The following is a 24,900-nucleotide window of genomic DNA, read 5'->3' as shown; positions in this document are numbered from 1 at the left end:
TGAATTTGCAGAATCATTTATGCTGCTTTTGGTATAAAGTACGGTTACTTTGTAATGTGTACCGGCATGCCCAAGGCGACTTCTGCTGTTTCCATCGTGATTTCACCTAAAGATGGGTGTGCATGAATCGTCAGTGCAAGATCCTCAGCTGTCATGCCTGCTTCAATGGCTACGCATGCCTCAGAGATCATGTCTGATGCATTATGACCGGCAATCTGAACACCAAGAACGAGCCCGTCCTCTTTACGTGTCACCATCTTCATGAAGCCTTCTGAATCGTTCAGTGACAAGGCACGTCCATTGGCTTGGAATGGAAACTTAGACGCAATGACATCATATCCCGCATCTTTTGCCGCCTGTTCAGTCAGACCGACCTGAGCAAGCTCCGGTCCTGAGAATACCACTTCCGGAATTGCAGTGTAATCAATCTCAGATGCTTCTCCTGAGATCGCTTCAGCCGCAACTTTCGCTTCATAGGATGCTTTATGAGCAAGTGCAGGACCTTCAACGATATCACCAATGGCGTAGATGTGTGATGCAGATGTACGGCACTGTTTATCAATTTTGACAAGCCCTTTATCCGTGAGTTCTACACCAGCCTGCTCCAAGCCTAATTCATCAGTATTTGGCTTTCTACCGACAGTGACGAGAAGCACATCACCTTCAAACTCTTCTTCTTTTCCTTTTACTTCAGCTTTAATCTTCACGCCGGTGTCAGTCTCTTCCATTTCCTGTGCAAAGGCTTCTGTTTTAATCGTAACGCCCATCTTTTTGAGTCGACGGGAAACGAGTTGACTCATCTGCTTTTCAAAGCCAGGCAATATCTGTTTTGTGCCTTCAAGAATCGTTACTTCTGAACCGAGATTTGCATAGGCAGAACCGAGTTCAACGCCAATGTATCCCCCTCCGATGACAACGAGCTTCTCAGGGACTTCAGTAAGACCGAGTGCGCCTGTGGAAGACATGACTTTATCGCTCCATTTGAAAGCCGGTAATTCAATTGGGGTAGAGCCTGTTGCAACGATGCAGTTCTCGAATTTATACGTTTGGGACGTCTTTTCATCCATAATTCGCACCGTGGAATCGTCGACAAAGAATGCTTCTCCTTTGACAATATCCACTTCATTACCTTTAAGAAGCCCTTCGACACCACCCGTCAATTTTTCTACGACGGATTGTTTCCAGTCTTGAACTTTAGAGAAATCCAATTTGACTTCATTAACAGAAATCCCCATGTCTTCAGAATTTCCTGCATCATGGTAACGGTGTCCTGCTTCAATCAGCGCCTTGGATGGAATACAACCGACATTCAGGCAGACACCACCAAGATTTTCACGTTCAACGATGGTAACTTTTTGCCCAAGCTGTGCTGCGCGAATCGCTGCAACATACCCTCCTGGACCTGAACCAATGACAAGTGTATCTACTTCGATTGGAAAATCTCCTACTACCATACTTTATCCCTCCATCATGAGTAATTGTGGATCGTTCAGTAACCGCTTAATGTGGTTCATGGCGTGCTGCGCTGTCGCACCGTCAATAACACGGTGATCGAAACTCAGTGACAGAGCAAGGACTGGTGCGATAACAATTTCACCTTCTTTGACAATCGGTTTTTCAGCAATGCGTCCGAGACCGAGAATCGCGACTTCAGGATGGTTGATAACCGGGTTGAACCACTGTCCACCGGCAGAACCGATATTGGTAATCGTTGTGGAACCGCCTTTCATTTCATCTGAAGAGAGACTGCCATTGCGTGCTTTATCCGCAAGCTGGTTGATCTCATCAGAAATACTGAAAATGGACTTACGTTCTGTGTCTTTCACAACCGGTACAAGAAGGCCTTTTTCTGTATCTGCCGCGATACCGATATTAAAGTAATGCTTATATACAATTTCATCCGTTGAATCATCCACAGATGCATTCAGGATTGGATATTCGCGGATCGCAGATGTGAGTGCTTTTACTACGTATGGCAGATAGGTTAATTTGATACCCTTGTCTTGTGCGGCCTGCTTAAACTGTTTACGGTGCGCTACCAGATCAGTTACATCAATTTCATCCATCAGCGTCACATGCGGAGCAGTGTGCTTGGAATTGACCATGGCTTTTGAAATTGCACGGCGAATGCCTGACATCTTTTCTCTTGTTTCAAGTTCTGCATTTGCAGGCTGATAAGCTGGAACGGACTGTTTTTCTTTTTTCTGTTCTTCTTTTGCCGGTTCGCTGCTTTTTGATGCCTGAGTGGCAGCTGCGTCTGTTTCTTCAGCTGCTGCCTGGTCACCATTGACAAAGGTTTCGATGTCCTCCTTCAATACGCGGCCATTTTTTCCGGACCCTCGCACTTGACGGATATCGACATCTTTTTCCCGGGCAAATTTCCGAACGGACGGCATCGCAATCACGCGCCGGTTCTCATCCAAAGGTTCAGAAGACTTGGCAGTTGATTTTGGAGCTTTATCGTCTGTCTTCGGCGCTTCTTCACCAGAACTGCCGTGAGCATCTTCAGGCTGTTCCGCATCTGTATCAAAGGTAATAATAACATCACCGACATTGATGACGACGCCTTCTTCTACATGTATTTTCTTTACGGTACCGTCAACCGGTGACGGAATTTCCACTACAGCCTTATCATTTTGCACTTCGCAAAGGACGTCGTCTTCCTTCACCTCGTCGCCTTCTTTTACATTCCATTTCGCAACTTCACCTTCATGTATACCTTCACCAATATCAGGAAGTTTAAACTCATATCCTGAAGATTTGGAAGAGGTTGAAGTGGATTCTGTTTCAGAAGATGATGCTTCTTCCTGCTCTTCTTCTTTGCCGTGTGCATCCTCAGGCTGTTCCGCATCTGTCTCGAAGGAAACAATGACTGTCCCGACTTCGGTTACGACACCTTCTTCTACATGTATTTTTGCAATTTTTCCGTCAACAGGTGATGGGATTTCCACTACTGCTTTGTCATTCTGCACTTCACAAAGCACGTCATCTTCTTTGATTTCATCGCCTTCTTTTACGTTCCACTTGGCGATTTCACCTTCGTGGATCCCTTCTCCGATATCAGGGAGTTTAAATTCATAAGCCATGTTTCATGCCTCCAGTATAAATAGTTTTCGTTCGGAATCGTTACAATGATAAGGAGAGAACCGGTAGTCAGTTGATTCCAGCTCTCTCTCTGATGTCTGACTTAGAAGTTGATGACACCGTTAACCGCTTCGATGATATCTTTGTGATTTGGCAGCCAGGTATCTTCCGCAGACGCAAACGGGAAGACAGTATCCGGCGCTGTTACGCGTTTTACAGGTGCCTCTAGGCTTAAAATCGCGCGGTCGTTAATTTCTGCGACAACATTCGCCGCAATACCGGCCTGCTTTTGTGCCTCTTGCACTACCACAGCGCGATTCGTCTTCTTTACAGATTCGATAATCGTGTCAACATCAAGTGGACTGATCGTTCTCAAATCAATCACTTCAGCAGCGACACCGTCTTTCTCGAGTTGTTCGGCTGCTTTCATGGAAGCCTGCACCATTGCACCGTATGTGATGATGGTGACATCTGTTCCTTCTTTCTTGACGTTTGCTTTACCAAGTGGCAGTGTGTACTCTTCTTCCGGTACTTCTTCACGGAATGAACGGTAAAGCTTCATATGCTCAAGAAACACGACAGGGTCATTGTCCCGAATCGCTGAGATCAAAAGTCCTTTGGCGTCGTATGGACCTGATGGAATCACCACTTTAATACCCGGTGACTGAGCCATGAGTCCTTCAAGGCTGTCCGCATGAAGCTCAGGCGTCTTAACACCCCCGCCGAACGGTGAGCGGATTGTCACTGGAGAATGATAAACGCCACCCGAGCGGTAACGCATACGCGCCATCTGTGCGGCAATCGCATCAAACGTTTCAAACACAAAACCGAAGAACTGAATCTCCATGACCGGACGGTAGCCTGTAACACCAAGACCCGTTGCCAATCCGCCTATTCCGGATTCTGCAAGTGGTGTGTCAAAAACGCGATCTTCACCGAATTCTTTTTGCAGTCCTTCTGTCGCGCGAAATACACCGCCGTTTTGACCAACATCTTCCCCGAAAACCAATACTTTCTCATCACTCTTCAATGCATTACGCATACCATCTGTAATAGCCTGGATCATTGTCATTTGTGCCATGATTTACTTCGACTCCTTTGCTTCGTAGTGTTCGAGTTGTTCCTGCAGATTAGAAGGCAATTCTTCACCCATGATTTTAATGAGATCCGTTACCTTTTGTTTTGGTTCGTTGTCAGTTTCTTTAATGGCTTTTTTAATATCTTCCTTCGCCTGTTCAACAATCTTTTCTTCCTCTTCTTCCGTCCAGAGGTTTTTCTCTTCCAGGAATTTACGGAACCGTACAAGTGGATCTTTCTTCTCCCACTCACTGTCTTCTTCTGATGTTCTGTATCTGGTCGGATCATCACCGGCCATCGTATGCGGACCATAACGGTACGTGAGGGTTTCAATCAGGGTTGGACCATTGTCTTCAAGTCCGCGCTTTCTTGCCTCCTGTGTTGCAGCGTAAACAGCAAGGACATCCATACCGTCAACCTGAACACCGTGTATCCCTGCAGCGACTGCCTTTTGAGCAATGGTTTTTGCCGCAGACTGCTTCTCAACCGGAACAGAGATCGCAAATCGGTTGTTCTGTACAACAAAGATCGCAGGACTGTTAAATGCACCGGCAAAATTCATGCCTTCATAAAAATCACCCTGAGATGCACCTCCGTCTCCGGTGTACGTGATCGCTACAGCATCTTCTTTATTCTTTTTCAGACCCATTGCAACACCTGCAGTCTGAACGATTTGAGCACCGATAATGATCTGAGGCATCATAACACGTACTCCTTCAGGCATTTGACCGCCTGCAAAGTGACCGCGTGACCAGAGGAACGCCTGCTTTAGGGGTACGCCATGGTAGTGGATTTGCGGAATGTCACGATAACCCGGCAAGATCCAGTCTTGCTTCTCCAAAGCGAAATGAGAACCGATCATTGAAGCTTCCTGACCTGCGACAGGTGCATAGAAACCCAGTCGACCTTGTCGGTTAAGTGAAATAGCACGCTGATCCCAAATTCTTGTATATACCATTCTGGTCATCAGTTCTTTTAACTGTTCATCAGAGAGATCCGGCATAGCATCTTCATTCACAACTTTTCCTTCTTCGTCGAGAATTTGAAATGTTTGAAACTGATCTTCGACCTGCTGAAGTTCTTTTGTTTTTTCCATTTTAACGTTCACCTCGTCCTTTCTTTATACAACTTGCAAGTTTAGTTAGAGTAAGATTGCACTTCATACTGTTTCACCCTTTGCTATTCCCTCTTTATTGAGAAATAATCATCTTGTTCAAAGAGGGAACTGTTCCATAAATAAAAATAAAATCATTAGTACAATCTGTTTTCTATCTCACATATTACAACAGGCCCATTAACGTGTCAACGATTATAAACCTTGATACATAAAGTTTACACTAACGAAAAATTGTTTAATTATTCACAAAAAGAAAACTGAACTGTTATATAAATAAAACGCAACTGTATCATCATCAAATTCGATTGGCATTGACATCGCCAACTTCTAATTCTCAATAAAGCCCCGCTTCATTTTCTGGATCGATAGCGCAAAAAAAAACGCCACGATAAGTGACGGTTTAAATCATAACTATAAAATTACAGAATCGAGGAGATTACAATCTGACCATTTTCATCGAGCTGAACAAGCAGCTGCATCCGCTTTTCAGTAAGCAGTTTTGAGGATTTGCCGACTCTGAGATACACATCCGGAAAGGCTTCATCAATATAGATCTTTCCGTCTTCAGACGTTTCGATAATTGTTTTCACCCCTGTTTCAGATCCCGCTTTTTCTATGACCACTTTTTCTTCGCCGTAAACGCGGCCCCCAATCAGCCTGCCCTTCACAGTTACACTCTTACCCGCTTTCAAATGAGATTGAACAGCACCCTTTCCGGTGATATCAATCGTCCCGCTCGAAAACAGGGTTGAATTTAACGTATACGATAACGTAATCGAAGCCGCCGACTCCGAAGGGGTTTCGCTGATCTCCTGCAAGGTCATCGCTTGCTTCCAAATCGCTTCTACATGCTCCATCTCTACCTTTTCAGGTCGGAGGGAAATTGAAATGTAAGTCTTTAAACGGTCTCTCAGATCGTGCCAAGGCTGATCAAGAGCTGCCTCTTCCTGATCAATAAAAGCAATCACCGATTCAGTCGCAGGTCTGTAATTTTTAAATTTTTTATCTGCAAGGACGCGAATTACAGGACGCAACCCTTTTTTCTCATCATAAACTCCCTGAATATGTCCCGTTTGAAACAGTTGCTTTAAAGCACCCACCATTGATTTCATTTCTTTGTTAAATACAGAAAGTTTGGATGTGGCCTTTTGGTAGAGATCATTGTCTTTACCTGCATTTACAGTGGAATTGATTGCATTTTTCATTACCACGATATCATTTCTTGCCTGCAGGACTGCACTCATTACATTTCGGTGAATATAAATACCGCCTTCTGCAGACACCTTCATCCCTTCGTATACATCGCCGGTGACTTCGACAGCCCCAATAAACGAAATATTCCCGTCCTTGACCGTTAAATCCCCGTTATGCGTATACGTCGGTAAAATCGAAATATGGGCAGATAACCCCGCCCGCTTAACGACCGGTCTTCCATACGCTCTGCTGATGATCGTATTCGATTCTTCGTCATATTCAAGTCCGTGACCGGTTTTAATCTTTACAGGCAGGCCATCTTTCGCTTTCAGAAGTTGCCCGAAAACAGAAAGCCCATCCTCCCCTTTCTCAGGCGGAACAACCTTCCCCAGGATATCACCGTCCTGAACGCTTGGTATATAACTCGATTCCCGAAAATCTAGCGTGCCGTCCGCTTTCTCCCGGTATAATAAATGTTTCTTTTCAATTTCAACATTGAATTGCAGTTCCCCGTGTTTCCCATCAACCGGCAACTTACCTTCGGCAGGGATAAATGTTCCTTCCTCCATTGTCCGGCAGGCGTGATTGATTTCATCATAACGAATGATTTCATCAAAGACTTCCATTTTTTTCAGTTGTTCAAGCACATCTTCGGGGTTGAGCTGATTTTGGCGCTGATGACGATACTCATACTCCAGTTTTAATTCATAGGCCGGTGGACAATCTTTTAAATACGGAATTGCGATTTCTCCCGGTCTCACAAATAATTCAATTTGCTGCTTTTCTTCTTTTACTTTCAAAGACCAGTATGTTTCGGTCATTTTATTTTCTGCAACAAACGAAATCTGATCACCATCATTAATTTTAAACCGGGATGTCATTTCGGCATTGTTTCGATAAACCTTGCCGATGTTGCCGGGAATAATTACCGGCTTAAGGTCAGACCCTGTTTCATAATAAAGAGATCCGTCTTTGACCCAAGCCTTGCCGATCAGATCTTTTTTTGGTTCGGATCTGTCTGGAACACTCTCTTGTGTTTCCGGCAACTCATAGTGTTCCATCATATCAAGAACGACGTCTTCCCAGTTGACGTCATGTCCATTTTCTTCATGGTATGTTGCTTTTATTTTTGCAGGAATTGTGCGAAAGCCAAACAGCTTCTTCTCCCCTGTATCCATAACCTCAATTTCAAGTAAGTCAGACGGAACTGCAAAAGATTTCTCTGCTTTGGAGATTGCTTCGCGAACTGTATCTGCTTCAAAAATGCGGGTTTGTTCCATGGCTTTTCCTCCAAAAGTATGATCAGTTGCCTTGTTCAGGATCATGCTATACCATGACTCTTCTTCGAATTTTCACATTCATCTTACCACATATTTGATATGTATACTTGTCCTTTCAATATATATCATATATTTTCCTGCTTGACTTTCGTTTTCCATCGAATGCTTTCAACCTCCGTTATGCATTCATCGTGAACACGACAGCTCCTTACTCAATGATCTTGAACCACCCATCACTGAACGTTCTTACGAGCTCCTTGTAGCAGGGGATTTCCCAGTAAAGATACCTGATGGATATGAAGTGCTTTTCTATTGCATTTCGTCTGATTGCTGCAGATGGAATACCTCCTTAAACATTACGACGTTCAGGAGTTTAATCATATTCTCAAACAAAAAAAGACCCTTTCACTAACATGGATAGGATAGTGAAAGGGCGGATTCTGATTTATTCAAAAGTGACGTTCAGGTCTGCCGCTTCATAAAACTCTATTTTTCGATCATTGTACTGCCTCGTCAGTTCATTAAATTCATCATTAAGTGAGCTGATATTCTCATACGCGGCATTCACTATATCGTGCTGCTCTTCGAGCGTCTCTATTTCAATATCCTCATCTTTCATCATTTCATAAAGTTCAATATCCAGATCAATTGATGTCATATAAGAACTGTGCAGTTCCTGATAGTGATCATAACGCTCATCCATAGCACTCATGACATCTTCTGCATATGGAAGGACTTCTTCATCGAGGTCATCCATGTAGTTTCTTGCTTCGTTAAATTCTTCATATGAACGCTCTACAATCTCAAGTTCTTCGTCCATCATACTGCGTCGCTCTTGCGCCGAAGAAACAGCCTCTTCGGCCAGAGGCACGATATCTTCTATATCAGAAATAGTCAGCATTTCTTCATACATAGCGAGTTCTTCCTGTTCCATCGTTTGCAGTGGCTCCTGGATAGACGCCATTTCCATTTCAATGGATACCGACTCTTCCAAATGATCATACATAAATTCCGCAGGGTTTTCATCATTACACGCAGTCAATACTGCCAGTGTGCCAATCGACACCAAAAGACTTTTTTTCATTCAGACATTCCCCTCCCAAGAGAAAACACGCTTTCTATATATTCCATTTTAAACCTACCTTATTTCGGACGTTTTGACAAGAAAAAATAATCATCATGAATTCTTGAGAAGCGAAGTATCTGACGGTATGATAAAATAAAAGCAGAGGAAATCATAACAGGAGTGATAATATGCTGACAATGGATGATATCGTCCGTGAAGGACACCCCGCACTGCGGAAACCCGCTGAAGAAGTACCGGTACCCCTTTCTGAGGAAGACCGTCAAACCCTTGAAGATATGATGCAGTTTTTAAGAAACAGCCAAGACCCCGAAACGGCAGAAACTTACGGATTGCGGCCTGGTGTCGGACTTGCTGCACCGCAGATTAATGTCTCCAAAAACATGTTCGTTGTCCGATTTGCAGAAGAAGACGAGGAACCGATAGAGATGACCTTCGTCAATCCGAAAATTATCAGTCACTCTGCCGAAACCACACATCTCCCTGACGGAGAAGGCTGTCTGTCAGTTGATCGTTCCGTCGAAGGAACGGTTCCCCGATATTCCAGGGTGAAAGTCGAGGCAACAGACGAGAATGGTCATTCTTTCACCATCAGGCTGAGAGGTTTTTTTGCAATTGTGTTCCAACACGAATTCGACCATCTGAACGGTATCATGTTTTATGACAGAATTGACGGGGATGACCCCTATAAAGAGGACGTCCCGCCGGCATTGAAAGTCATTCGGAGTCAGGATGACACCCCCCTCTCTTTTTAAACAAAGAGAGGTTTTATTCTTATATTGACCGATTTTCCCGAGACCATCACACGCTCAGAAAAACAATTTTCTTGAATTGAACGGCTTTAAGGTTTAAAATGTGAAAAGGTGGATTGAACGGGTAATTTAAAAGTAAGTGCAGACTGCGATCTGTTTTGATGATATCGGTGCTGACAGTGAACGATGACCGTTATCCAAAACAGAAGTTTCCGGACTGTACAGAAATCGCGCTTCTGTGATTGTACATGAGAGAAGTGTTGTTGAAGTATGCGTAAACAAGCCGTCTAAGTTGATGATCAACTTACTCAATAAAACCAATATCAAATCAGAAGGAGAGACAAACATGATCTTTAAAGTATTTTATCAGGACACGATTCTCGAAGTTCCTGTGCGTGAACGGACAAAAACCTTATATATGGAGGCTGACAGCGAGGAAAAAGTAAGAAAATCACTCGCTGATCGTAATTACAATGTCGAATTCGTGACCCCGCTTTCTGACAAAGCCCTCGCCTATGATCAAAATCAAAATCCTGACTTCGAAGTGGAGAAAGCCTGAACATGAAAGTGAAAAATCATCAGGTAGCGATATTTTCTCTCGGGGGTCTGGGAGAAATCGGAAAAAATATGTATGCAGTTCAGTTTCAGGATGAGATTATTATCATCGACTCAGGGATCAAATTCCCCGAGGATGAACTGCTGGGCATCGATTACGTTATTCCTGATTATACGTACCTTGTCAAAAACCAAGATAAAATCAGAGGGATTTTTATCACACACGGTCACGAAGATCATATCGGTGGTGTCCCTTATCTATTAAGGGAGATCAAAGCCCCTATCTACGGCGGAAAACTCGCTTTGGCACTGATTCGAAACAAACTTGAAGAACACGGCCTGTTGCGGAGTGCTTCACTTCATGAAATTGAAGAGGACACAGTCATTAAATTTCAGAAAACAGCTGTTTCGTTCTTCCGTACCACCCACAGTATTCCTGACTCGTTCGGTGTGGTCGTCAAGACACCAGAGGGAAACATTGTTCAAACGGGAGACTTCAAGTTTGACTTCACACCAGTAGGCGAACCGGCCAACTTGGCCAAAATGGCTAAAATCGGTGAAGAGGGCGTCCTCTGCCTCATGTCAGATTCTACAAACAGTGAAGTTCCAGGTTTTACAATGTCTGAGCGTAAGGTTGGCGAAAGCATTGATTCGATATTCCGGAAAGTTGATGGCCGAATCATTTTTGCAACATTCGCTTCCAATATCTACAGGCTTCAACAAGCTGTTGAAGCAGCTGTAAAATATAAGCGCAAAGTAGCCGTTTTTGGACGCAGTATGGAGTCAGCGATTCGGATCGGCCGTGAGCTTGGCTATATCAAAGCACCGGAAAGTACGTTTATTGAACCTGGTCAAATCAATCGTATTCCTGCAGATCAGATTCTGATTCTCTGTACAGGAAGCCAGGGTGAGCCTATGGCTGCTTTATCGAGAATTGCACACGGTACGCACCGGCAGATCCAGATCATACCAGGTGACACCGTTATCTTTTCAAGTTCACCTATTCCGGGCAATACGAAAAGCGTGAATAAAATCATTAATCAGCTTTTCAAAGCCGGCGCTGAAGTAATCCATGGTTCGTTGAATGATATTCATACATCCGGACACGGTGGTCAGGAAGAACAAAAACTGATGCTGAGACTGATGAAACCAAAATTCTTCATGCCGATTCACGGTGAATACCGTATGCTGAAAAAGCATACTGAACTCGCTGCAGATTGCGGTGTTCCTCTTGAACATTCATTTGTTATGGACATCGGTGATGTACTCGCAATGGACAAAAAAGAGGCCTCTCTTGCAGGTCGTATACCGTCCGGATCCATTTATGTTGACGGAAGCGGTATTGGAGACATCGGGAACATCGTACTTCGAGACAGACGGATTCTTTCGGAAGAAGGTCTGGTCGTCGTAGTGGTCACAATTAATATGAAAACGAGTAAGATTGTCTCCGGTCCGGATATCATCTCCAGAGGATTCGTCTATATGCGTGAATCCGGCGATTTGATTCATGAAGGACAGCGGAAATTGAACGCCCATCTTCATGGTTTAATGAAAAACAACAAAACGCAATGGAACGAGATCAAAAACGAAATCTCCGATACATTGGGGCCGTTCCTTTACGAACGAACGAAACGTAAACCAATGATTCTTCCAATCATCATGGAAGTCGATAAGTAAAACACGAAGCACAAAAAAAGCCGGAGCTTAAAAACTCCGGCTTTTTTGTATAAAACTGAACCTGCTTTTCTAACGTCAGCATGTTTCAAAACATCTTTTAAGAATCCGGAAACAGCTCTTCTTCCATCCGGGTAATATCCTCGTCTGCACCAATCACAATAATAATATCCCCATCATAAAGAATATCGTCAGGAGAAGGTGAAACATTGACATCTTCATCCCGTTTCACAGCCATGACATTACAATCATAAATCGCACGCAAGTCGAGCTCAATCAATGACTTCCCATCAACCTTACGGCCTGCAACCAGTTCAACGATACTGTACTCATCAGACAGTTCCAGATAGTCCAGTACATTTTTCGAGACAATATTATGTGCGATCCGAATGCCCATATCCCGTTCCGGATGAACAACTTTGTGAGCCCCAATTTTAAGAAGCACTTTTTCATGATAATCATTTTGTGCTTTCACCGTAATATGATTCACATTTTGCTCGACAAGCATCAGGGTAGTCAAAATACTGGATTGAATATTGTCACCAATCGCCACGACAACATGATCAAAATTACCGATCCCAAGACTTTTTAATGTATGCTCCTCTGTAGCGTCCGCCACAACAGCATGTGTTGCCACAGATGCGAATTGGTTGACCTTTTCTTCGTTAGTATCAATGGCAAGGACTTCATAGCCTGCCCTGCTCAATGCCTTTGTAATACTTCCCCCGAATCGGCCAAGGCCGATCACGGCAAATTGTTTTTTCATTCTGATTCCTCCATAGCAATAACGGTCAATATCTCATTTTACCACATTTTATTCGTAATGAGGGACATACGATGTTTAACCCCCCTTGTGTTTGTGGTACTATTTTAAGAGTCGACTAAAATGAAATCATGTTAGAGGAGGATGTACATATGGAGTTTTTTACAGACATTAATTGGGGAGATCTCGGTACAAAAGCATTCACAATAGGCATGCAGCTGATCCTGCTGCTTATCGTCTTTGCCATTGTGCGTGCAATAGGTACAAAAATGATCAGCCGATCATTTGTCAAAATGAGCGAAACCAGAAACATTCACGCAGGACGAACAAAAACCTTGGAAAAACTGTCAATCAATATTTTCTCGTACATTTTAATTTTTATTCTGATCACACTGATTGCCGGTGTCTTTGAATACAATGTGTCAGCGCTGATTGCCGGTGCAGGTATCATTGGTCTTGCAATTGGTTTTGGGGCACAGGGTCTCGTGAGTGATGTTGTGACAGGCTTCTTCATTTTACTTGAGAAGCAGATTGAAGTTGATGAATACATTACAGTTTCAGGAATTGACGGTGTTGTCGAGGAGGTCGGACTGCGCACAACAAGAATCCGGGGATTTGACGGTACCGTCCATTATATCCCGAACCGGAATATCGGTAATGTCTCGAATCATTCACGTTCAAACATGCGTGCACTTGTTGACTTCAGTATTGCGTATGGCGAGAATATTGATGAAGCAGTAGCTGTTATGCAAAAGGCCTGTGATCAGGTAGCCTCAGAAGAACAGGCCATCATTGATGGTCCGCATGTTGTTGGTGTACAGGGGCTTGGAGACAGTGATGTCGTAATCCGTGTTATTGCCCAAACCGCGAACATGGAACAGTGGGGCGTGGAACGAAAACTGCGTCAAGCCATTAAAGAGGCTCTGGATGCAAACAATATCGAAATTCCGTTCCCGCATCAGGTCTATATTCAAAAAGATGAATCGTAAAACAATAAAACGAACCGTTCACAATGTGAACGGTTCGTTTTTTTACATTGCATATCCAAAGGTCCCAACGATCAGCTGCTTCGATTTGATAGTGAAAATTCTGCTACCTGCACTATTCAGATTCGGTCAGTTGATCCCTGTAACGAATCCACTCATCAAACGCTTTTACACCGACTTCAAGCGCTCTCTCATCAGGTGAAAGCGTTGGTGTATGCAAGCCCGATTGACTATCAACACCAAGCCAACACATCACTCCTGGAATTTCCCTTAAAAAGTAACCGAAATCTTCTCCGGTCATAGCTGTATCGGCTTTTTGAAAGACAACAGAAGAATCCGATGCCATAAAGTCCATAAATGATTCCGCCAATTCACGATCGTTATAAACCTGGCAGTATGAAGAACCATAATCAACAGTGACCTGACATTGAAAGGATGCTTCAATGCCTTTGATCATACCTTCGATGCGCCGCCGGATCTCTGACATCGATTCATCAGATAAGGTCCTGATCGTCCCTTCGATTCTTGCCGACTCAGCAATGATATTCTGCTTGGTACCTGCAGTCATCTTTCCGATCGTAAGAACCGCCGCATCCGCAGGCGAGATGTTGCGTGACACGATCGTCTGAAGCTGAGTCACAAGATAACTGGCCGCCACTGCCATATCATCCGTCAGATGCGGATAAGCCGCGTGTCCGCCTTTTCCTTTCAAGTCAATAAACAGTTCACTTGTATTCGCAAAAAGAGTTCCCGGTTTTGTAGATATGACACCGACAGGAAGCTCAGGAGCCACATGCAGGCTGTATATCTCATCAGGCCGAAAAGGAGCAAAATCTTCTGACCCAAGGATTGGCAACGCGCCTCCCGGACCTTCTTCAGCCGGTTGAAAAATGATAACAACATCATTCTTCAATTTGGCAGTCATAACCTTTTCAACTATTCCAAGCGCGATCGTCATGTGAAAATCATGGCCGCATGCATGCATCATCCCGTGATGCGTGGATTGATAATCGAAACCTGTTTCCTCATCAATCGGTAGCCCGTCAATATCAGCCCTGTAACCGATTGTTTTAACCGGAGCCTGGCCGGGGATTTTGACAAACAGACCTGTCCGCCATTTCTTTATGACGAGTCGTCCGTCTGGATCAAGGTCTTTCAGTTTCGCCATCAAAAAGAGCTGTGTTTTTTCTTCCTTAAAACCCGGTTCTGGAATTTGATGAAGCGCCCGGCGATTTTTCACCAGGCGCTCAAAGAAGTTTACAGTATCCACATCAATCACTCAATTTTCTCAGTTCAGCTTTGATCTCTGTCTTGCCTTTTGTCTTCTCGTCAATTTCCTTAATGACACGTGCCGGTGTTCCTGCAACGACCGTATTTGGCGGCACATCTTCCGTCACAATCGCACCTGCTGCAACAACTGATCCAGCTCCGACGGTAACACCCTCAAGAACCACTGCGTTTGCACCAACTACGACGCCATCTTCGACAACCACCGGCTTGGCCGATGGCGGCTCAATAACTCCTGCGAGAACAGCACCGGCTCCGATGTGGCAGTTTTTACCGACTGTTGCCCGTCCACCAAGGACCGCATTCATATCAATCATTGTACCGTCACCGACCACTGAACCGATATTAATGGAGGCACCCATCATAATAACGGCAGAATCACCGATATGAACCTGTTCACGAATAAAGGCACCCGGTTCAATACGTGCATGGATATTCTTCATATCGAGAAGGGGAATCGCTGAATTGCGTCGGTCATTCTCCACGACAAAATCTTCAATTTGAGCCTGGTTATCTTTAATCGCCGGTTGAATGTCTTTCCATTCACCAAAAAGAACACCCGTATCACCGGTAATAAAAGACTTTGTGTTATCTCCAAAATTGATCCCGTTCAGGTTTCCTTTAATATGTACCTTGACAGGTGTTGATTTCTCCGCGTTGGAAATAAACTGAATAATTTCATTTGCATCCATCTGTTTCATTGTCTACATCATCCTCCATAATCAGAATCTATCTAATCCTATCATAGTGAAAACCGAATTGAAAAGCAATTCAGTTTACCTGCTCAGTGAACTTTTGTAATAAAGATCGTAGGTTGCTTTGCAAGATCAATCTGTTCGAAAATCGTACCGTCCTCATCAGGGTCAAATACTCTGACAATAGGTCTTTGAGGGAGTCCGCTGTGCTGATCAATGACAATTCCTGTTAAACCATTACTCAACTGTATCTGACTGCCATTTGGATAAAATGCTATCGATCGAAGAAACTTCCACACAACATTGTGATCATGCCTGATATTCGTTCTTGCCATAATGTGTTCACACGCCTCGTGCGGAAACACCCTCGTTTCACCGGATGTAAGGTGATCATATTCATTCGCCACAGAGACAATTTTTGCAAGGAGATGAATATCTTCTGAGACGAGCCCCCGGGGTTCCCCGCTTCCGTCAACGTGTTCATGGTGAGCAAGCGCTATATGCGCAGAAAGAGTACTTACATCAGGTGATTTTCTCAGTACATTAAATCCCTTCCAACTGTGGTGTTTCATCAATTCATCATCCGGTTTATAGCCGGTTGGAATATCTGAAACCTTGACTTTGTCAACCATTTTCCCAATATCATGTAATACAGCACCGGTCGCCAGTTCCTGCAGTTTCGGTTTAGAAAGCTTCATATGAACGCCAATCATTACAGCCATGATACACACATTAACGAGGTGAACGAACATTTCATTTTCTTTTGTCCGAATATCTGTTAAATGAATCAGCACGTCCGAATTTTGAAGAATTTCTTCGATGATCGAATTAACATTGGACTGTATTTCTTCCGTGTTCAGATTCCTTCCCTGCTGCATGAACTGAATTGAATCTGACAACGTTTGAATGGTCTCCCTGCGTGTCGTTTCTGAGACTACTTCTTCGATCTCGATATCATCAAATCGGTCATCTTTTATAAACAGTGAATTAACACCCATTTGCCTGAGCTTTGAGAGCAGCCCAACTGTGAGCGTCACCCCTTCATTCAGAAGAATTCGTCCATCGCTCGCAAAAATATGTTTACCCAGCTGTTCTCCCTGGTTCACTGCATCAATTGACACATATCTCATGACGGCGTCCCTCCACTCCTAAACAAATCACAATTAAATCAATGCATCAAGTTTTTCGGCACTGAATCCGAGAACTTGACGGTCCCCTTTCACAGTCAATGGTGTGCCCATAGGGTTAATGGATTTCCATTCCTTAAAAGCATCATCATCTTCAGATACATTCTTCACTTGAAAAGTTGCATCATGTTCTTCAAGGTGTGCAATGACTTTCTCACAATATGGACAGCCTTTGCTGATATAAACGGTAATCGGTTCACTGATCATCTTTTTCACCCCCGGAATCGATTTTAACCTCTCCCTGTTTTTCCACATAGATACTTGTAGACGGGAATGCCACAGAGACGCCCTCTTCTTCGAGAATTTTCATCATACTGAGGTTCAGCGACTCTTTTACTTCGAGATGCTGAACCCATGCAGTCGGCTTGGTAAAATAATAAATCAGTATATCGAGACTGCTGTCATTAAATTCACTGAATTTCACAATCAGCAGTTCCTGATCGACGTCAGGACTGTTTGTCAGCAGTTCCTTGATTCTTGCTACACAAGTTTCGATTTTTTCTCTTGGTGTGGAATACTGAACACCCAGTGAAAACATAACCTGACGCTTTCTCATCTGAGTCAGATTCTCAATCGGTTCATGCGCAACGGTCTTGTTCGGGATGACTACGATCGTGTCGGCGAATGTCCGCACTTTTGTACTCCTGAAATTAATATCCTCCACAAACCCTTCTACAGAAGGGGTCTTAATCCAGTCACCAATTGTAAACGGCTTGTCAGCAATAATGATTACACCGCCAAAAAAGTTTGCAACCGTATCCTGAGCAGCAAGTGCAAATGCCAGTCCTCCAAGGCCAAGACCTGCAACAAAACCGCTTACATTATAATTCCACTCCGATGCCACTATGGATAAAGTCATGACGATAATGGCAACACGAACGAGTTTTGATAAAAAAGGGATCAGAATGTCGTCCTGATCAACGTTTAATTTATGACCAATTCTTGAAAACACCAAAGAATTCGAAGCCGTTAAATTATAAAATCCGATCGCTATATGAATAATGATGAGAGACCGCATCAAATTTGACAGTGTTGCATCGACAGCTGCAGGCAGTGACAGATACGTCAGTGATGCGTATATCCCGAGAAAAACAAAAAACAAACGGATCGGCTTCTCAAACGCGAGCAGGACGTTTGTTACAATATCAACGGGTGCTTTTCTCGATAAGTACAAAACAAAACGAAATAAGTAGTTGGTGAAAAGTTTCCTGAATAACAGAAAAACAAAAAAGATGACAAACGAAATTGCGATTTCCTGCCATGTAAATGACAAATACCAGACATCAGGATCAATAAAATCAAGCATATAACAGCGCCTTCCTTACAGTTTTGATGGGATAATGGTTACCGGGCACGGAGACAGGTGAAGAACACCATAACTTACACTCCCAAGAATCGCGCTAACGACAGGACCGTTCCCCCGCGAGCCCATGACAATACACATCGCGCCCTGTTCCTTCGCTTCAGACGTAATCTCAATAGAAGGAATTCCAAAGCGTACTTTCATTGAAACCGGCACATCTCCGGTCAATCTTTCAGCAGCTTCTCTCAGCCTCTCCATGCCAAATTCTTCTTTACCTTTTATCCAGTCTGCGTCGTCGACATGTTCAATGGAAAAAGTCCCATCATTTTTTGGTTGCACATTGATTAATAACAGTTCTGTTTTGTATTTTTCAGCCATTTCTTTCGCATACGTTAACACTTCGACACTTCTATCAGAGCCATCAACTGGTACGATTATCATACAATTATCCACTCCTTCTCAGCCTCATATCTTCTTTATCTTAACTTGAAATAGGAAAAGTGTAAATGCTATACTTAAGCATCACACACAAAAGAAGGTTGTATAAAATGAAAAAGCAATTTGCGATCATAGGGTTGGGGCGTTTCGGTTCAAGTATGTGCCGTGAACTTCATCACATGGGGCATGAAGTCCTTGCTATTGACCAAAATCCTAAAAAAGTAGAAGCGATGGAAAAATTTTCGACACACTCCATGACACTTGACACCACTGACGAAGCCAATTTAATCCGCTTGGGCATTAAGAATTTTGAATACGTGATTGTCGCTATTGGTGAGGATATTCAGGCAAGTATTTTAACTGTCCTTCATCTGAAAGATCTCAATATCCCTGAGGTATGGGTAAAAGCACAAAACGCTTATCATCATAAAGTATTGGAAAAAATCGGTGCTGACCGTATCTTCCATCCGGAAGAAGAAATGGGAAACCGGATCGCAGAATTCCTGACATCGGAAAAAGTACTGGATTACATTGATTTGTCGTCGGACTACAGTATCGTGGAACTGCTTGCAACGAATAAAATCTCAGGTAAAACGTTAGTTGATTTGGATATACGTGCAAAATACGGCTGTACAGTCATCGCGATCAAACAAAGAAATAAAGTGGATGTAACCCCTGACCCAAACGATGTGCTTCACCAGGGTGATATCCTCGTGATGATCGGTGATAAAAAAGACCTGCGACGATTCCAGGATGGTGCACTTTAATCTATAAAGAGGTTTACAACATGAAAAGACTGAAATGTTACAAAACTGTCATTTCTTTTTCGTGATAGCGGTTTCAATCACTTTAGAAGCATGGTTTAATAGATGTAAGATTCAATATTTTCATCATGAAAATACAGACTTTCCGGAGGTGCCATCATGAACGCAATCTCGCTTTCAAATGTATTAAAACGGTTCTCAGACGGTGAACAGATGCACGTTATTTTTGAAGACATGAATTTTCAGGTCAAAGAAGGGGAACTGATTGCCATTTCAGGCAAGGAAGGTACGGGTAAATCCACACTGCTGCAAATGATCGCCGCAATGACGCCCCCAAATAAGGGATCCGTTGAAGTGTTCGGGCAGGATATCATTGACATTAAGAAGCGCTCAGATTGGCGTGTACAAACGATCGGGTTCATGAACGACGAGAGTGTACTCATGCCTTATATGTCAATTAAAGAAAATTTGCTTCTCGGTCTATCCGAAGATGACCCGAAATATCCATCTCGACTGAAACGCGCCCATGAGATTTTACATGATCTCGATTTTCCTGAGCTGGAAATGAATGAATCAATCGAAGCTCTTGATGACGAAAAACAGATTCTCGCAACCATCGCCCGAATTCTCATGAATAATCCAAAGATTATTCTCGCAGATGAGCCGACGAAAGCCCTGCCGGGAGAACGAGGCAAAGAGGTCATTGATCACCTGCTTGCGTTTGCCGAGAAACAGGGTACAACGGTCATCATTGTGACAGAAGATGAGGATCTGGTTCAGCGGGCAGATAAGTTTTATCACGTGGAAGACCGACAACTTGTCGAAAAATCAACAGAATCTGCTTCTTAAAACCGGAGTCATGGGATTTTGATGCAGGTACTCCCCATCCTTCTCACAACACGAAAATGCCTCTGACAAACCGAAACAATGTTGTTCCGGTCTGTCATGAGGCGTTTTTTCTTTTGCAGTTGCAGACCTTCAGGCATTAATTACTTGCAAGACCATCATGACGATTGTTGCACCAATGATCACAGCCGTCATAACAAGCAGAAACAGAATAATACTTTTCTTCGTTTTATCACCCATTTTGATCCTCCATTCTCATGTCTTTGTTCGTATTCCTTTCAACATGCTATTGAAAACGTTATAATATAGCCATCCATTTAAACATCATTCTATAGATGACGGAAGGAGCTGACCTGTTTTGACGAACGAAACCATCGAAACCATGCTTAACCATCGATCCATCCGTTTTTTTAAAGAGGAAACGCTGTCTGATGAACAAATCGCCACGATTGTTCGTGCTGCACAAAGTGCATCCACGTCCAGTTTTATTCAAGCATACTCGATCATAGGTGTCAAAGATCCTGAAAAAAAAGCTCTTCTTTCTGAATATGCCGGCAATCAGCCTTATGTATTGAAAAACGGCCATTTTATGATTTTCTGTGCAGATCTTCACCGGCACGTCCTTGCTGCAGAGATGGAGGATAAGTCTGCCGAAGAGATTCTCCATTCGCTTGAATCCACTGAAAAATTCATCGTGTCCGTCATTGATGCCTCACTCGCGGCTCAAAATGCTGCCGTTGCGGCAGAAAGCATGGGACTTGGTATATGCTATATAGGCGGAATCAGGAATGAACTTGCAAAAGTCATTGACCTGTTAGGATGCCCTTCTCATGTGCTGCCGTTGTTCGGTTTGGCCATCGGTATTCCGGAACATACATCAGACTTGAAACCGCGTCTTCCATATGAGAACATTTATCATGAAGAGTCTTATCAGCCTGATGATGACATTATGAAAAAACAATTGGCTGAATATAACCAGATTATTTCCGACTATTACAACAGCCGAACAGCGGGAAAACGTCAAGACAGATGGACACAGCAAATGGTCAGCATGCTGTCCAAACGCTCACGTATGACCATGGATCAGATCGTCCGCCAACAGCAGCTGATGAAAGATGAGCGTCAGTGAGTGCCTTTTTTCGTATCCTGAGTCTTTCAGGCTGTGCCTGAGTCAAAAGGAAATCAAATAAAAAACGCTTCGATCATTATTTTCATGGAGGATTGATAACATGTCAAAAAAATTAAATGTTGAAAGTTTTAACCTTGATCACACAAAAGTTGCGGCTCCTTATGTCCGGCTCGCAGGAAAAACAACAGGAGCCAACGGAGATACGATCTACAAATACGATCTTCGTTTTAAACAGCCGAACAAAGCTCATATGGACATGCCCGCGCTTCATTCACTGGAGCATATGCTTGCGGAATTTTCCCGTAATCATCACGAAGGGATCATCGATGTCGGCCCAATGGGCTGTCAAACGGGCTTTTACATGGCAGTATTAAACGATGAATCCTACGAAAACATTTTGCAGGTACTCGAGAAAACCCTTCAGGATATCCTTGAGGCTGACGAAGTTCCTGCATGTAATGAACTGCAGTGCGGCTGGGCTGCATCTCATTCTCTTGAAGGCGCACAGAGCCTTGCAAAGGAAATGCTTAATATGAAAAAAGAATGGCCTGTCATTTTTGCATAATTCATATCCTCGAGCAATAAGACCCTGCGGGTTCAGTTTAAACCGCAGGGTCTTATTCTATCAATCTCCATCAAGAGATTTTGACATTGACATGTGTTCAATCCCCGCATCATAAAAAAGCTCAGAGGTCACCTCATAACCAATCCTCTTATAAAATGGGATGGCGTGTGTCTGAGCATTCAATACAATCTCCTTTAACCCCTGTTTTTTTGAGAGTCGTTCCATTTCTATCATTAATAAAGCGCCTACTCCGGATCTTCGAAAATCAGGCAGTACGCAAACCCTCTCTGCCTTGGATTTAGTCCCTTCAATTCGAAGTCGTCCCGCTCCGACAGGATTGCCGTTATCTGTTGCAAGAAAGTGGATTGACTGTTCTTCTTTATCATCAATTTCTATCGATTCCGGAACTTGCTGCTCCTCAATAAAAACCGTTCTTCGCACTTTGTAAACATCTTTCATTTGCTGATCTGACTTAGCAATTATGACTTGAATCATTGATGTGCATCCTACTTTCCAAGCTTAAATGTCTCATAAGCAGTCCAAGTACCGTCTTCAAGCTGATAAAGCAGTGAAAAACGGTCGATCGTCTCCTCGTGAGCAATTCTTTCCATTTTTAATCGGCCGATCACGTCCTGCATCTCATCATACATCATGTCTTGACCAATAGTAATGTGAGGAACGAAAGGATGTTCCATCCCAAAATCAAGTTTCCCTGAATTCAAGCGCTGATGCAGAACCGTTAAATCCTTATTCTCTTCAATTTTCATATAAATTGTATTTGTTCCTGGATAAAACGTACTGAATTTAACTACCTTCAACTTGAAAGGATTGAGCTCTGAAGCAGCATGTCGAATCTCTTCAAGAACCTGATCAAGTTCCTCATCCTTTAACTCAAAAGGTTCTTTCAATGTAATATGGGGAGGGACTTTCGCGTACTTGGTATCATATCGTTTTCGGTAAGAATTAGCTAAATCTTGTAGTTTCTTCGATGGAAATGCGGCTATTCCGTATTTCATGATAATTCCTCCTCGGATTTTATGTTTATACTGAATCCTTTATGGTAACGCTTTACCCCCTAAGATTATCATAATATACTTTCAACCTAATTTCAAAAGCAAATCACTGTTTTTGTCAGTATCCTTTCTCTCTTAAGAGTCTCTGCGTTAACAGGACATGTATAATTATGATAGACTGAAAGAGTATCTATATGCATGGTCAAACAGAAGGAGGAAATCAGATTATGGCTGATAAAGAAAAAGTCCCCGTCCATTGTCATGTTGTTGAAAATGCAGCACGAACATTGATTCAAGAAAGAGGCGTCACCATCGAAGATATAGCGGATATCGTTTACAATATGCAAATTGAGTATAACGAATCGCTAACGATGGAGGAATGTCTGGATAGCGTTGATCGCGTCTTGGAAAAGCGTGAGATCCAGCATGCTGTTCTTGTTGGAATCGAGCTCGATAAACTTGCTGAAGAAAAAAAATTATCTGAACCGCTCCAATCCATTGTAGAAATGGATGAAGGACTGTTCGGCGTTGACGAGACGATTGCCTTGGGATCCGTATTCGGTTACGGGAGTATCGCTGTAACCACTTTCGGCTATTTGGACAAGGCCAAAGAAGGCATTATTAAAGAGCTTGACACCAATCCAGGCAAACAGGTCCACACTTTTCTTGATGATTTAATTTGCAGTATTGCTGCAAATGCTTCGAGCAGACTCGCGCACAGAATCAGAGACAGGCAAGAACAACTTCAGGATGAGGAAATCCAGCGTCGGGATGAAGAAGAACGCCTCAGCTGAATGGGAATGAATCATTCTCAGCATGATTCTCTTCATACACAAAAAACCGAACCTTGACTGGTTCGGTTTTTTGACGTGTGAAAAGACTGCGCAGTTAATCAGACCATGTGTGCAACTCACCGTACTTCAATTCGGCCCGCCGCAGTGTCAACGCTGCCTCTTCAGCAATCTGCTCAAGCCGCTGCAGTTCACCCTTTGTAACAATCGAAAGGGAAATGCCTGACTCACCGGCACGCGCCGTTCGACCGGAACGGTGCATGTACTGACGTTGATCATTTGCGAGGTCAAAATGAATCACATGCGTCACACCTTTTACATCCAATCCCCGTGATGCAACATCCGTTGTCAAAAGTAACCTGGCATCACGCTGTCTGAAAGCTCTCATCGCCTTCTCTCTCCCCTGCTTCCCTTTATCGCCGTGAAGTGAAGCCGTCTGATTGCCGTCATGCTGCAATTTGCTGTGTACCTGATCTACCTGAAAACTGTCGGATAGAAATGCAATGCCATAAAACGATTCCAAGTAGCTGAGTTTAGACAGCGTTTTGACTTTATCACGTTTCTCCACGAGCAAATAAAGATGTGACACCCGCTGTAAATCTTTGCTGGAAGCTTCTACACGAATCGTCTTTATATTACTGAATCTTTCATCGGCAAATGAAACGACACGCTCGGGAATCGTTGCCGAGCATATAATCCGCTGCTCTTTACCCGGAACAGCTTTATTAATCTGATCAATGGTATCAAGATGATCGGGAACAAACAGCTGATCGGCCTCATCATACACGAGTGTGGACACTTCATGCACTTTTAATTTCTTATCTTTGATCAGTTCATTCACTCTCCCGGGTGTACCTGTAATGACGTGCGGCTTTTTCTTCAACTTCTCATACTGCCGCTTCACATTGGCTCCACCAATCATCACAGCTGCCCGGATGCTGCTCCCGACAGTCCATTTCTGCACCTCTTCATGCACCTGCATAGCGAGCTCTTTACCCGGAACAATAATCAGTACCTGTGTTTGAGGCCGTTCTTCATCGATACGCTCAAGAGCCGGAATCAAATAACCGAGTGTTTTACCGGTACCCGTCGGTGCTTCTGCAATCAATGCACCACCCTTTCTTGCTTCAGGGATCATTTGATGCTGAATATCAGTCAGTCCGGTGAAACCTGACGTCTCCCAATTTTGTTGAATAAATGCAGTTGTTTCATTACGTAAAATATCCATATAGGTCTCCTTTTTTATCACGCCGTTCACCTTGTCTATTATAAGCCATTAACAACAGACAGGAAAGGTTATTCAGGAAGATTCAGAG

Annotated in this window: 25 protein-coding genes; 9 read left to right on the top strand and 16 right to left on the bottom strand. The window is 43.4% G+C overall.

Annotation, left to right across the window (positions count from 1 at the left end; all coding sequences use genetic code 11):
* Nucleotides 1-44 precede the first annotated feature (44 nt).
* The 6 genes from lpdA to BSEL_RS08240 form a co-directional block, all read right to left on the bottom strand.
* Nucleotides 45-1,454, bottom strand: a complete 1,410-nt coding sequence (gene lpdA, locus BSEL_RS08265; protein ID WP_013172539.1) for a dihydrolipoyl dehydrogenase — start codon at nt 1,452-1,454, stop codon at nt 45-47.
* A 3-nt stretch (nt 1,455-1,457) separates the two neighbouring features.
* Nucleotides 1,458-3,086, bottom strand: coding sequence for a dihydrolipoyllysine-residue acetyltransferase (locus BSEL_RS08260; RefSeq protein WP_013172538.1), 1,629 nt, complete (start codon nt 3,084-3,086; stop codon nt 1,458-1,460).
* A gap of 101 nt (nt 3,087-3,187) precedes the next feature.
* A complete protein-coding gene (locus BSEL_RS08255) occupies nt 3,188-4,165 on the bottom strand; it encodes an alpha-ketoacid dehydrogenase subunit beta (RefSeq protein WP_013172537.1) in 978 nt (325 codons plus the stop codon).
* Nucleotides 4,166-4,168: 3 nt separating this feature from the next.
* On the bottom strand, nt 4,169-5,257 hold the full coding sequence (pdhA, locus tag BSEL_RS08250; protein ID WP_013172536.1) for a pyruvate dehydrogenase (acetyl-transferring) E1 component subunit alpha: 1,089 nt from the start codon (nt 5,255-5,257) through the stop codon (nt 4,169-4,171).
* A 440-nt stretch (nt 5,258-5,697) separates the two neighbouring features.
* On the bottom strand, nt 5,698-7,752 hold the full coding sequence (locus tag BSEL_RS08245) for a flagellar assembly protein A (protein ID WP_013172535.1): 2,055 nt from the start codon (nt 7,750-7,752) through the stop codon (nt 5,698-5,700).
* 445 nt (nt 7,753-8,197) lie between these two features.
* A complete protein-coding gene (locus tag BSEL_RS08240; RefSeq protein WP_013172534.1) occupies nt 8,198-8,836 on the bottom strand; it encodes a YkyA family protein in 639 nt (212 codons plus the stop codon).
* A gap of 170 nt (nt 8,837-9,006) precedes the next feature.
* Here BSEL_RS08240 and def point away from each other — a divergent pair, with 170 nt between their 5' ends.
* The 3 genes from def to rnjA all read left to right on the top strand — a co-directional run bounded on the left by def (nt 9,007) and on the right by rnjA (nt 11,820).
* Nucleotides 9,007-9,591, top strand: a complete 585-nt coding sequence (gene def, locus BSEL_RS08235; RefSeq protein ID WP_013172533.1) for a peptide deformylase — start codon at nt 9,007-9,009, stop codon at nt 9,589-9,591.
* Nucleotides 9,592-9,934: 343 nt separating this feature from the next.
* A complete protein-coding gene (locus BSEL_RS08230) occupies nt 9,935-10,147 on the top strand; it encodes a DNA-dependent RNA polymerase subunit epsilon (protein ID WP_013172532.1) in 213 nt (70 codons plus the stop codon).
* 2 nt (nt 10,148-10,149) lie between these two features.
* The gene (gene rnjA, locus BSEL_RS08225; RefSeq protein WP_013172531.1) at nt 10,150-11,820 is read left to right on the top strand and encodes a ribonuclease J1; all 1,671 of its coding nucleotides are present in this window, start codon (nt 10,150-10,152) and stop codon (nt 11,818-11,820) included.
* Nucleotides 11,821-11,917: 97 nt separating this feature from the next.
* Here the strand turns inward: rnjA and BSEL_RS08220 are convergent, their stop codons facing one another.
* Entirely contained in the window at nt 11,918-12,583 is a 666-nt protein-coding gene (locus tag BSEL_RS08220) for a potassium channel family protein (protein ID WP_013172530.1), read from the bottom strand.
* 149 nt (nt 12,584-12,732) lie between these two features.
* Here BSEL_RS08220 and BSEL_RS08215 point away from each other — a divergent pair, with 149 nt between their 5' ends.
* On the top strand, nt 12,733-13,569 hold the full coding sequence (locus BSEL_RS08215; RefSeq protein ID WP_013172529.1) for a mechanosensitive ion channel family protein: 837 nt from the start codon (nt 12,733-12,735) through the stop codon (nt 13,567-13,569).
* A gap of 112 nt (nt 13,570-13,681) precedes the next feature.
* Here the strand turns inward: BSEL_RS08215 and BSEL_RS08210 are convergent, their stop codons facing one another.
* The 6 genes from BSEL_RS08210 to BSEL_RS08185 form a co-directional block, all read right to left on the bottom strand.
* A complete protein-coding gene (locus tag BSEL_RS08210; protein WP_013172528.1) occupies nt 13,682-14,836 on the bottom strand; it encodes an N-acetyldiaminopimelate deacetylase in 1,155 nt (384 codons plus the stop codon).
* A gap of 1 nt (nt 14,837) precedes the next feature.
* Nucleotides 14,838-15,554 (bottom strand): 2,3,4,5-tetrahydropyridine-2,6-dicarboxylate N-acetyltransferase, encoded by a 717-nt coding sequence (gene dapD, locus BSEL_RS08205; protein ID WP_013172527.1) that lies wholly within the window; start codon nt 15,552-15,554, stop codon nt 14,838-14,840.
* Nucleotides 15,555-15,637: 83 nt separating this feature from the next.
* Nucleotides 15,638-16,678: an HD-GYP domain-containing protein gene (locus BSEL_RS08200; RefSeq protein WP_013172526.1), complete on the bottom strand. Its 1,041-nt coding sequence runs from the start codon at nt 16,676-16,678 to the stop codon at nt 15,638-15,640.
* A gap of 33 nt (nt 16,679-16,711) precedes the next feature.
* Nucleotides 16,712-16,942, bottom strand: a complete 231-nt coding sequence (locus BSEL_RS08195) for a glutaredoxin family protein (RefSeq protein ID WP_013172525.1) — start codon at nt 16,940-16,942, stop codon at nt 16,712-16,714.
* Entirely contained in the window at nt 16,932-18,041 is a 1,110-nt protein-coding gene (locus tag BSEL_RS08190; protein WP_013172524.1) for a mechanosensitive ion channel family protein, read from the bottom strand. The genes BSEL_RS08195 and BSEL_RS08190 overlap by 11 nt, the downstream gene beginning before the upstream one ends.
* 15 nt (nt 18,042-18,056) lie before the next feature.
* Complete coding sequence (locus tag BSEL_RS08185; protein WP_013172523.1) at nt 18,057-18,479, bottom strand: universal stress protein; 423 nt, start codon at nt 18,477-18,479, stop codon at nt 18,057-18,059.
* Between the two features lie 107 nt (nt 18,480-18,586).
* Here BSEL_RS08185 and BSEL_RS08180 point away from each other — a divergent pair, with 107 nt between their 5' ends.
* The 4 genes from BSEL_RS08180 to BSEL_RS08165 all read left to right on the top strand — a co-directional run bounded on the left by BSEL_RS08180 (nt 18,587) and on the right by BSEL_RS08165 (nt 21,780).
* Entirely contained in the window at nt 18,587-19,243 is a 657-nt protein-coding gene (locus tag BSEL_RS08180; RefSeq protein WP_013172522.1) for a potassium channel family protein, read from the top strand.
* Between the two features lie 156 nt (nt 19,244-19,399).
* A complete protein-coding gene (locus BSEL_RS08175; RefSeq protein ID WP_013172521.1) occupies nt 19,400-20,089 on the top strand; it encodes an ATP-binding cassette domain-containing protein in 690 nt (229 codons plus the stop codon).
* A 355-nt stretch (nt 20,090-20,444) separates the two neighbouring features.
* Nucleotides 20,445-21,215: an oxygen-insensitive NADPH nitroreductase gene (gene nfsA, locus BSEL_RS08170; protein ID WP_013172519.1), complete on the top strand. Its 771-nt coding sequence runs from the start codon at nt 20,445-20,447 to the stop codon at nt 21,213-21,215.
* Between the two features lie 100 nt (nt 21,216-21,315).
* Entirely contained in the window at nt 21,316-21,780 is a 465-nt protein-coding gene (locus BSEL_RS08165) for an S-ribosylhomocysteine lyase (protein ID WP_013172518.1), read from the top strand.
* Between the two features lie 60 nt (nt 21,781-21,840).
* Here the strand turns inward: BSEL_RS08165 and BSEL_RS08160 are convergent, their stop codons facing one another.
* The gene (locus tag BSEL_RS08160) at nt 21,841-22,275 is read right to left on the bottom strand and encodes a GNAT family N-acetyltransferase (protein ID WP_013172517.1); all 435 of its coding nucleotides are present in this window, start codon (nt 22,273-22,275) and stop codon (nt 21,841-21,843) included.
* 11 nt (nt 22,276-22,286) lie between these two features.
* Nucleotides 22,287-22,796 (bottom strand): YjcG family protein, encoded by a 510-nt coding sequence (locus tag BSEL_RS08155; RefSeq protein ID WP_013172516.1) that lies wholly within the window; start codon nt 22,794-22,796, stop codon nt 22,287-22,289.
* A 224-nt stretch (nt 22,797-23,020) separates the two neighbouring features.
* On the opposite strand from BSEL_RS08155, the gene BSEL_RS08150 reads away from it, so the two are divergent.
* A complete protein-coding gene (locus BSEL_RS08150; RefSeq protein ID WP_013172515.1) occupies nt 23,021-23,587 on the top strand; it encodes a phosphatidylglycerophosphatase A family protein in 567 nt (188 codons plus the stop codon).
* A 94-nt stretch (nt 23,588-23,681) separates the two neighbouring features.
* Here the strand turns inward: BSEL_RS08150 and BSEL_RS08145 are convergent, their stop codons facing one another.
* On the bottom strand, nt 23,682-24,812 hold the full coding sequence (locus BSEL_RS08145; RefSeq protein WP_013172514.1) for a DEAD/DEAH box helicase: 1,131 nt from the start codon (nt 24,810-24,812) through the stop codon (nt 23,682-23,684).
* Nucleotides 24,813-24,900 lie beyond the last annotated feature (88 nt).

Source organism: [Bacillus] selenitireducens MLS10 (assembly GCF_000093085.1).
GTDB classification, from domain to species: domain Bacteria; phylum Bacillota; class Bacilli; order Bacillales; family Salisediminibacteriaceae; genus Salisediminibacterium; species Salisediminibacterium selenitireducens.
The sequence above is the reverse complement of the archived record's forward strand: the minus strand, read 5'-3'. Positions and strand labels throughout refer to the sequence as shown.

Bases quoted from the DNA above. Each gene is read 5' to 3' on its own strand.
- lpdA (WP_013172539.1), bottom strand. From the start codon at position 1,454: ATGGTAGTAGGAGATTTTCCAATCGAAGTAGATACACTTGTCATTGGT.
- BSEL_RS08260 (WP_013172538.1), bottom strand. From the start codon at position 3,086: ATGGCTTATGAATTTAAACTCCCTGATATCGGAGAAGGGATCCACGAA.
- BSEL_RS08255 (WP_013172537.1), bottom strand. From the start codon at position 4,165: ATGGCACAAATGACAATGATCCAGGCTATTACAGATGGTATGCGTAAT.
- pdhA (WP_013172536.1), bottom strand. From the start codon at position 5,257: ATGGAAAAAACAAAAGAACTTCAGCAGGTCGAAGATCAGTTTCAAACA.
- BSEL_RS08245 (WP_013172535.1), bottom strand. From the start codon at position 7,752: ATGGAACAAACCCGCATTTTTGAAGCAGATACAGTTCGCGAAGCAATC.
- BSEL_RS08240 (WP_013172534.1), bottom strand. From the start codon at position 8,836: ATGAAAAAAAGTCTTTTGGTGTCGATTGGCACACTGGCAGTATTGACT.
- def (WP_013172533.1), top strand. From the start codon at position 9,007: ATGCTGACAATGGATGATATCGTCCGTGAAGGACACCCCGCACTGCGG.
- BSEL_RS08230 (WP_013172532.1), top strand. From the start codon at position 9,935: ATGATCTTTAAAGTATTTTATCAGGACACGATTCTCGAAGTTCCTGTG.
- rnjA (WP_013172531.1), top strand. From the start codon at position 10,150: ATGAAAGTGAAAAATCATCAGGTAGCGATATTTTCTCTCGGGGGTCTG.
- BSEL_RS08220 (WP_013172530.1), bottom strand. From the start codon at position 12,583: ATGAAAAAACAATTTGCCGTGATCGGCCTTGGCCGATTCGGGGGAAGT.
- BSEL_RS08215 (WP_013172529.1), top strand. From the start codon at position 12,733: ATGGAGTTTTTTACAGACATTAATTGGGGAGATCTCGGTACAAAAGCA.
- dapD (WP_013172527.1), bottom strand. From the start codon at position 15,554: ATGAAACAGATGGATGCAAATGAAATTATTCAGTTTATTTCCAACGCG.
- BSEL_RS08200 (WP_013172526.1), bottom strand. From the start codon at position 16,678: ATGAGATATGTGTCAATTGATGCAGTGAACCAGGGAGAACAGCTGGGT.
- BSEL_RS08195 (WP_013172525.1), bottom strand. From the start codon at position 16,942: ATGATCAGTGAACCGATTACCGTTTATATCAGCAAAGGCTGTCCATAT.
- BSEL_RS08190 (WP_013172524.1), bottom strand. From the start codon at position 18,041: ATGCTTGATTTTATTGATCCTGATGTCTGGTATTTGTCATTTACATGG.
- BSEL_RS08185 (WP_013172523.1), bottom strand. From the start codon at position 18,479: ATGATAATCGTACCAGTTGATGGCTCTGATAGAAGTGTCGAAGTGTTA.
- BSEL_RS08180 (WP_013172522.1), top strand. From the start codon at position 18,587: ATGAAAAAGCAATTTGCGATCATAGGGTTGGGGCGTTTCGGTTCAAGT.
- BSEL_RS08175 (WP_013172521.1), top strand. From the start codon at position 19,400: ATGAACGCAATCTCGCTTTCAAATGTATTAAAACGGTTCTCAGACGGT.
- BSEL_RS08165 (WP_013172518.1), top strand. From the start codon at position 21,316: ATGTCAAAAAAATTAAATGTTGAAAGTTTTAACCTTGATCACACAAAA.
- BSEL_RS08160 (WP_013172517.1), bottom strand. From the start codon at position 22,275: ATGATTCAAGTCATAATTGCTAAGTCAGATCAGCAAATGAAAGATGTT.
- BSEL_RS08155 (WP_013172516.1), bottom strand. From the start codon at position 22,796: ATGAAATACGGAATAGCCGCATTTCCATCGAAGAAACTACAAGATTTA.
- BSEL_RS08150 (WP_013172515.1), top strand. From the start codon at position 23,021: ATGGCTGATAAAGAAAAAGTCCCCGTCCATTGTCATGTTGTTGAAAAT.
- BSEL_RS08145 (WP_013172514.1), bottom strand. From the start codon at position 24,812: ATGGATATTTTACGTAATGAAACAACTGCATTTATTCAACAAAATTGG.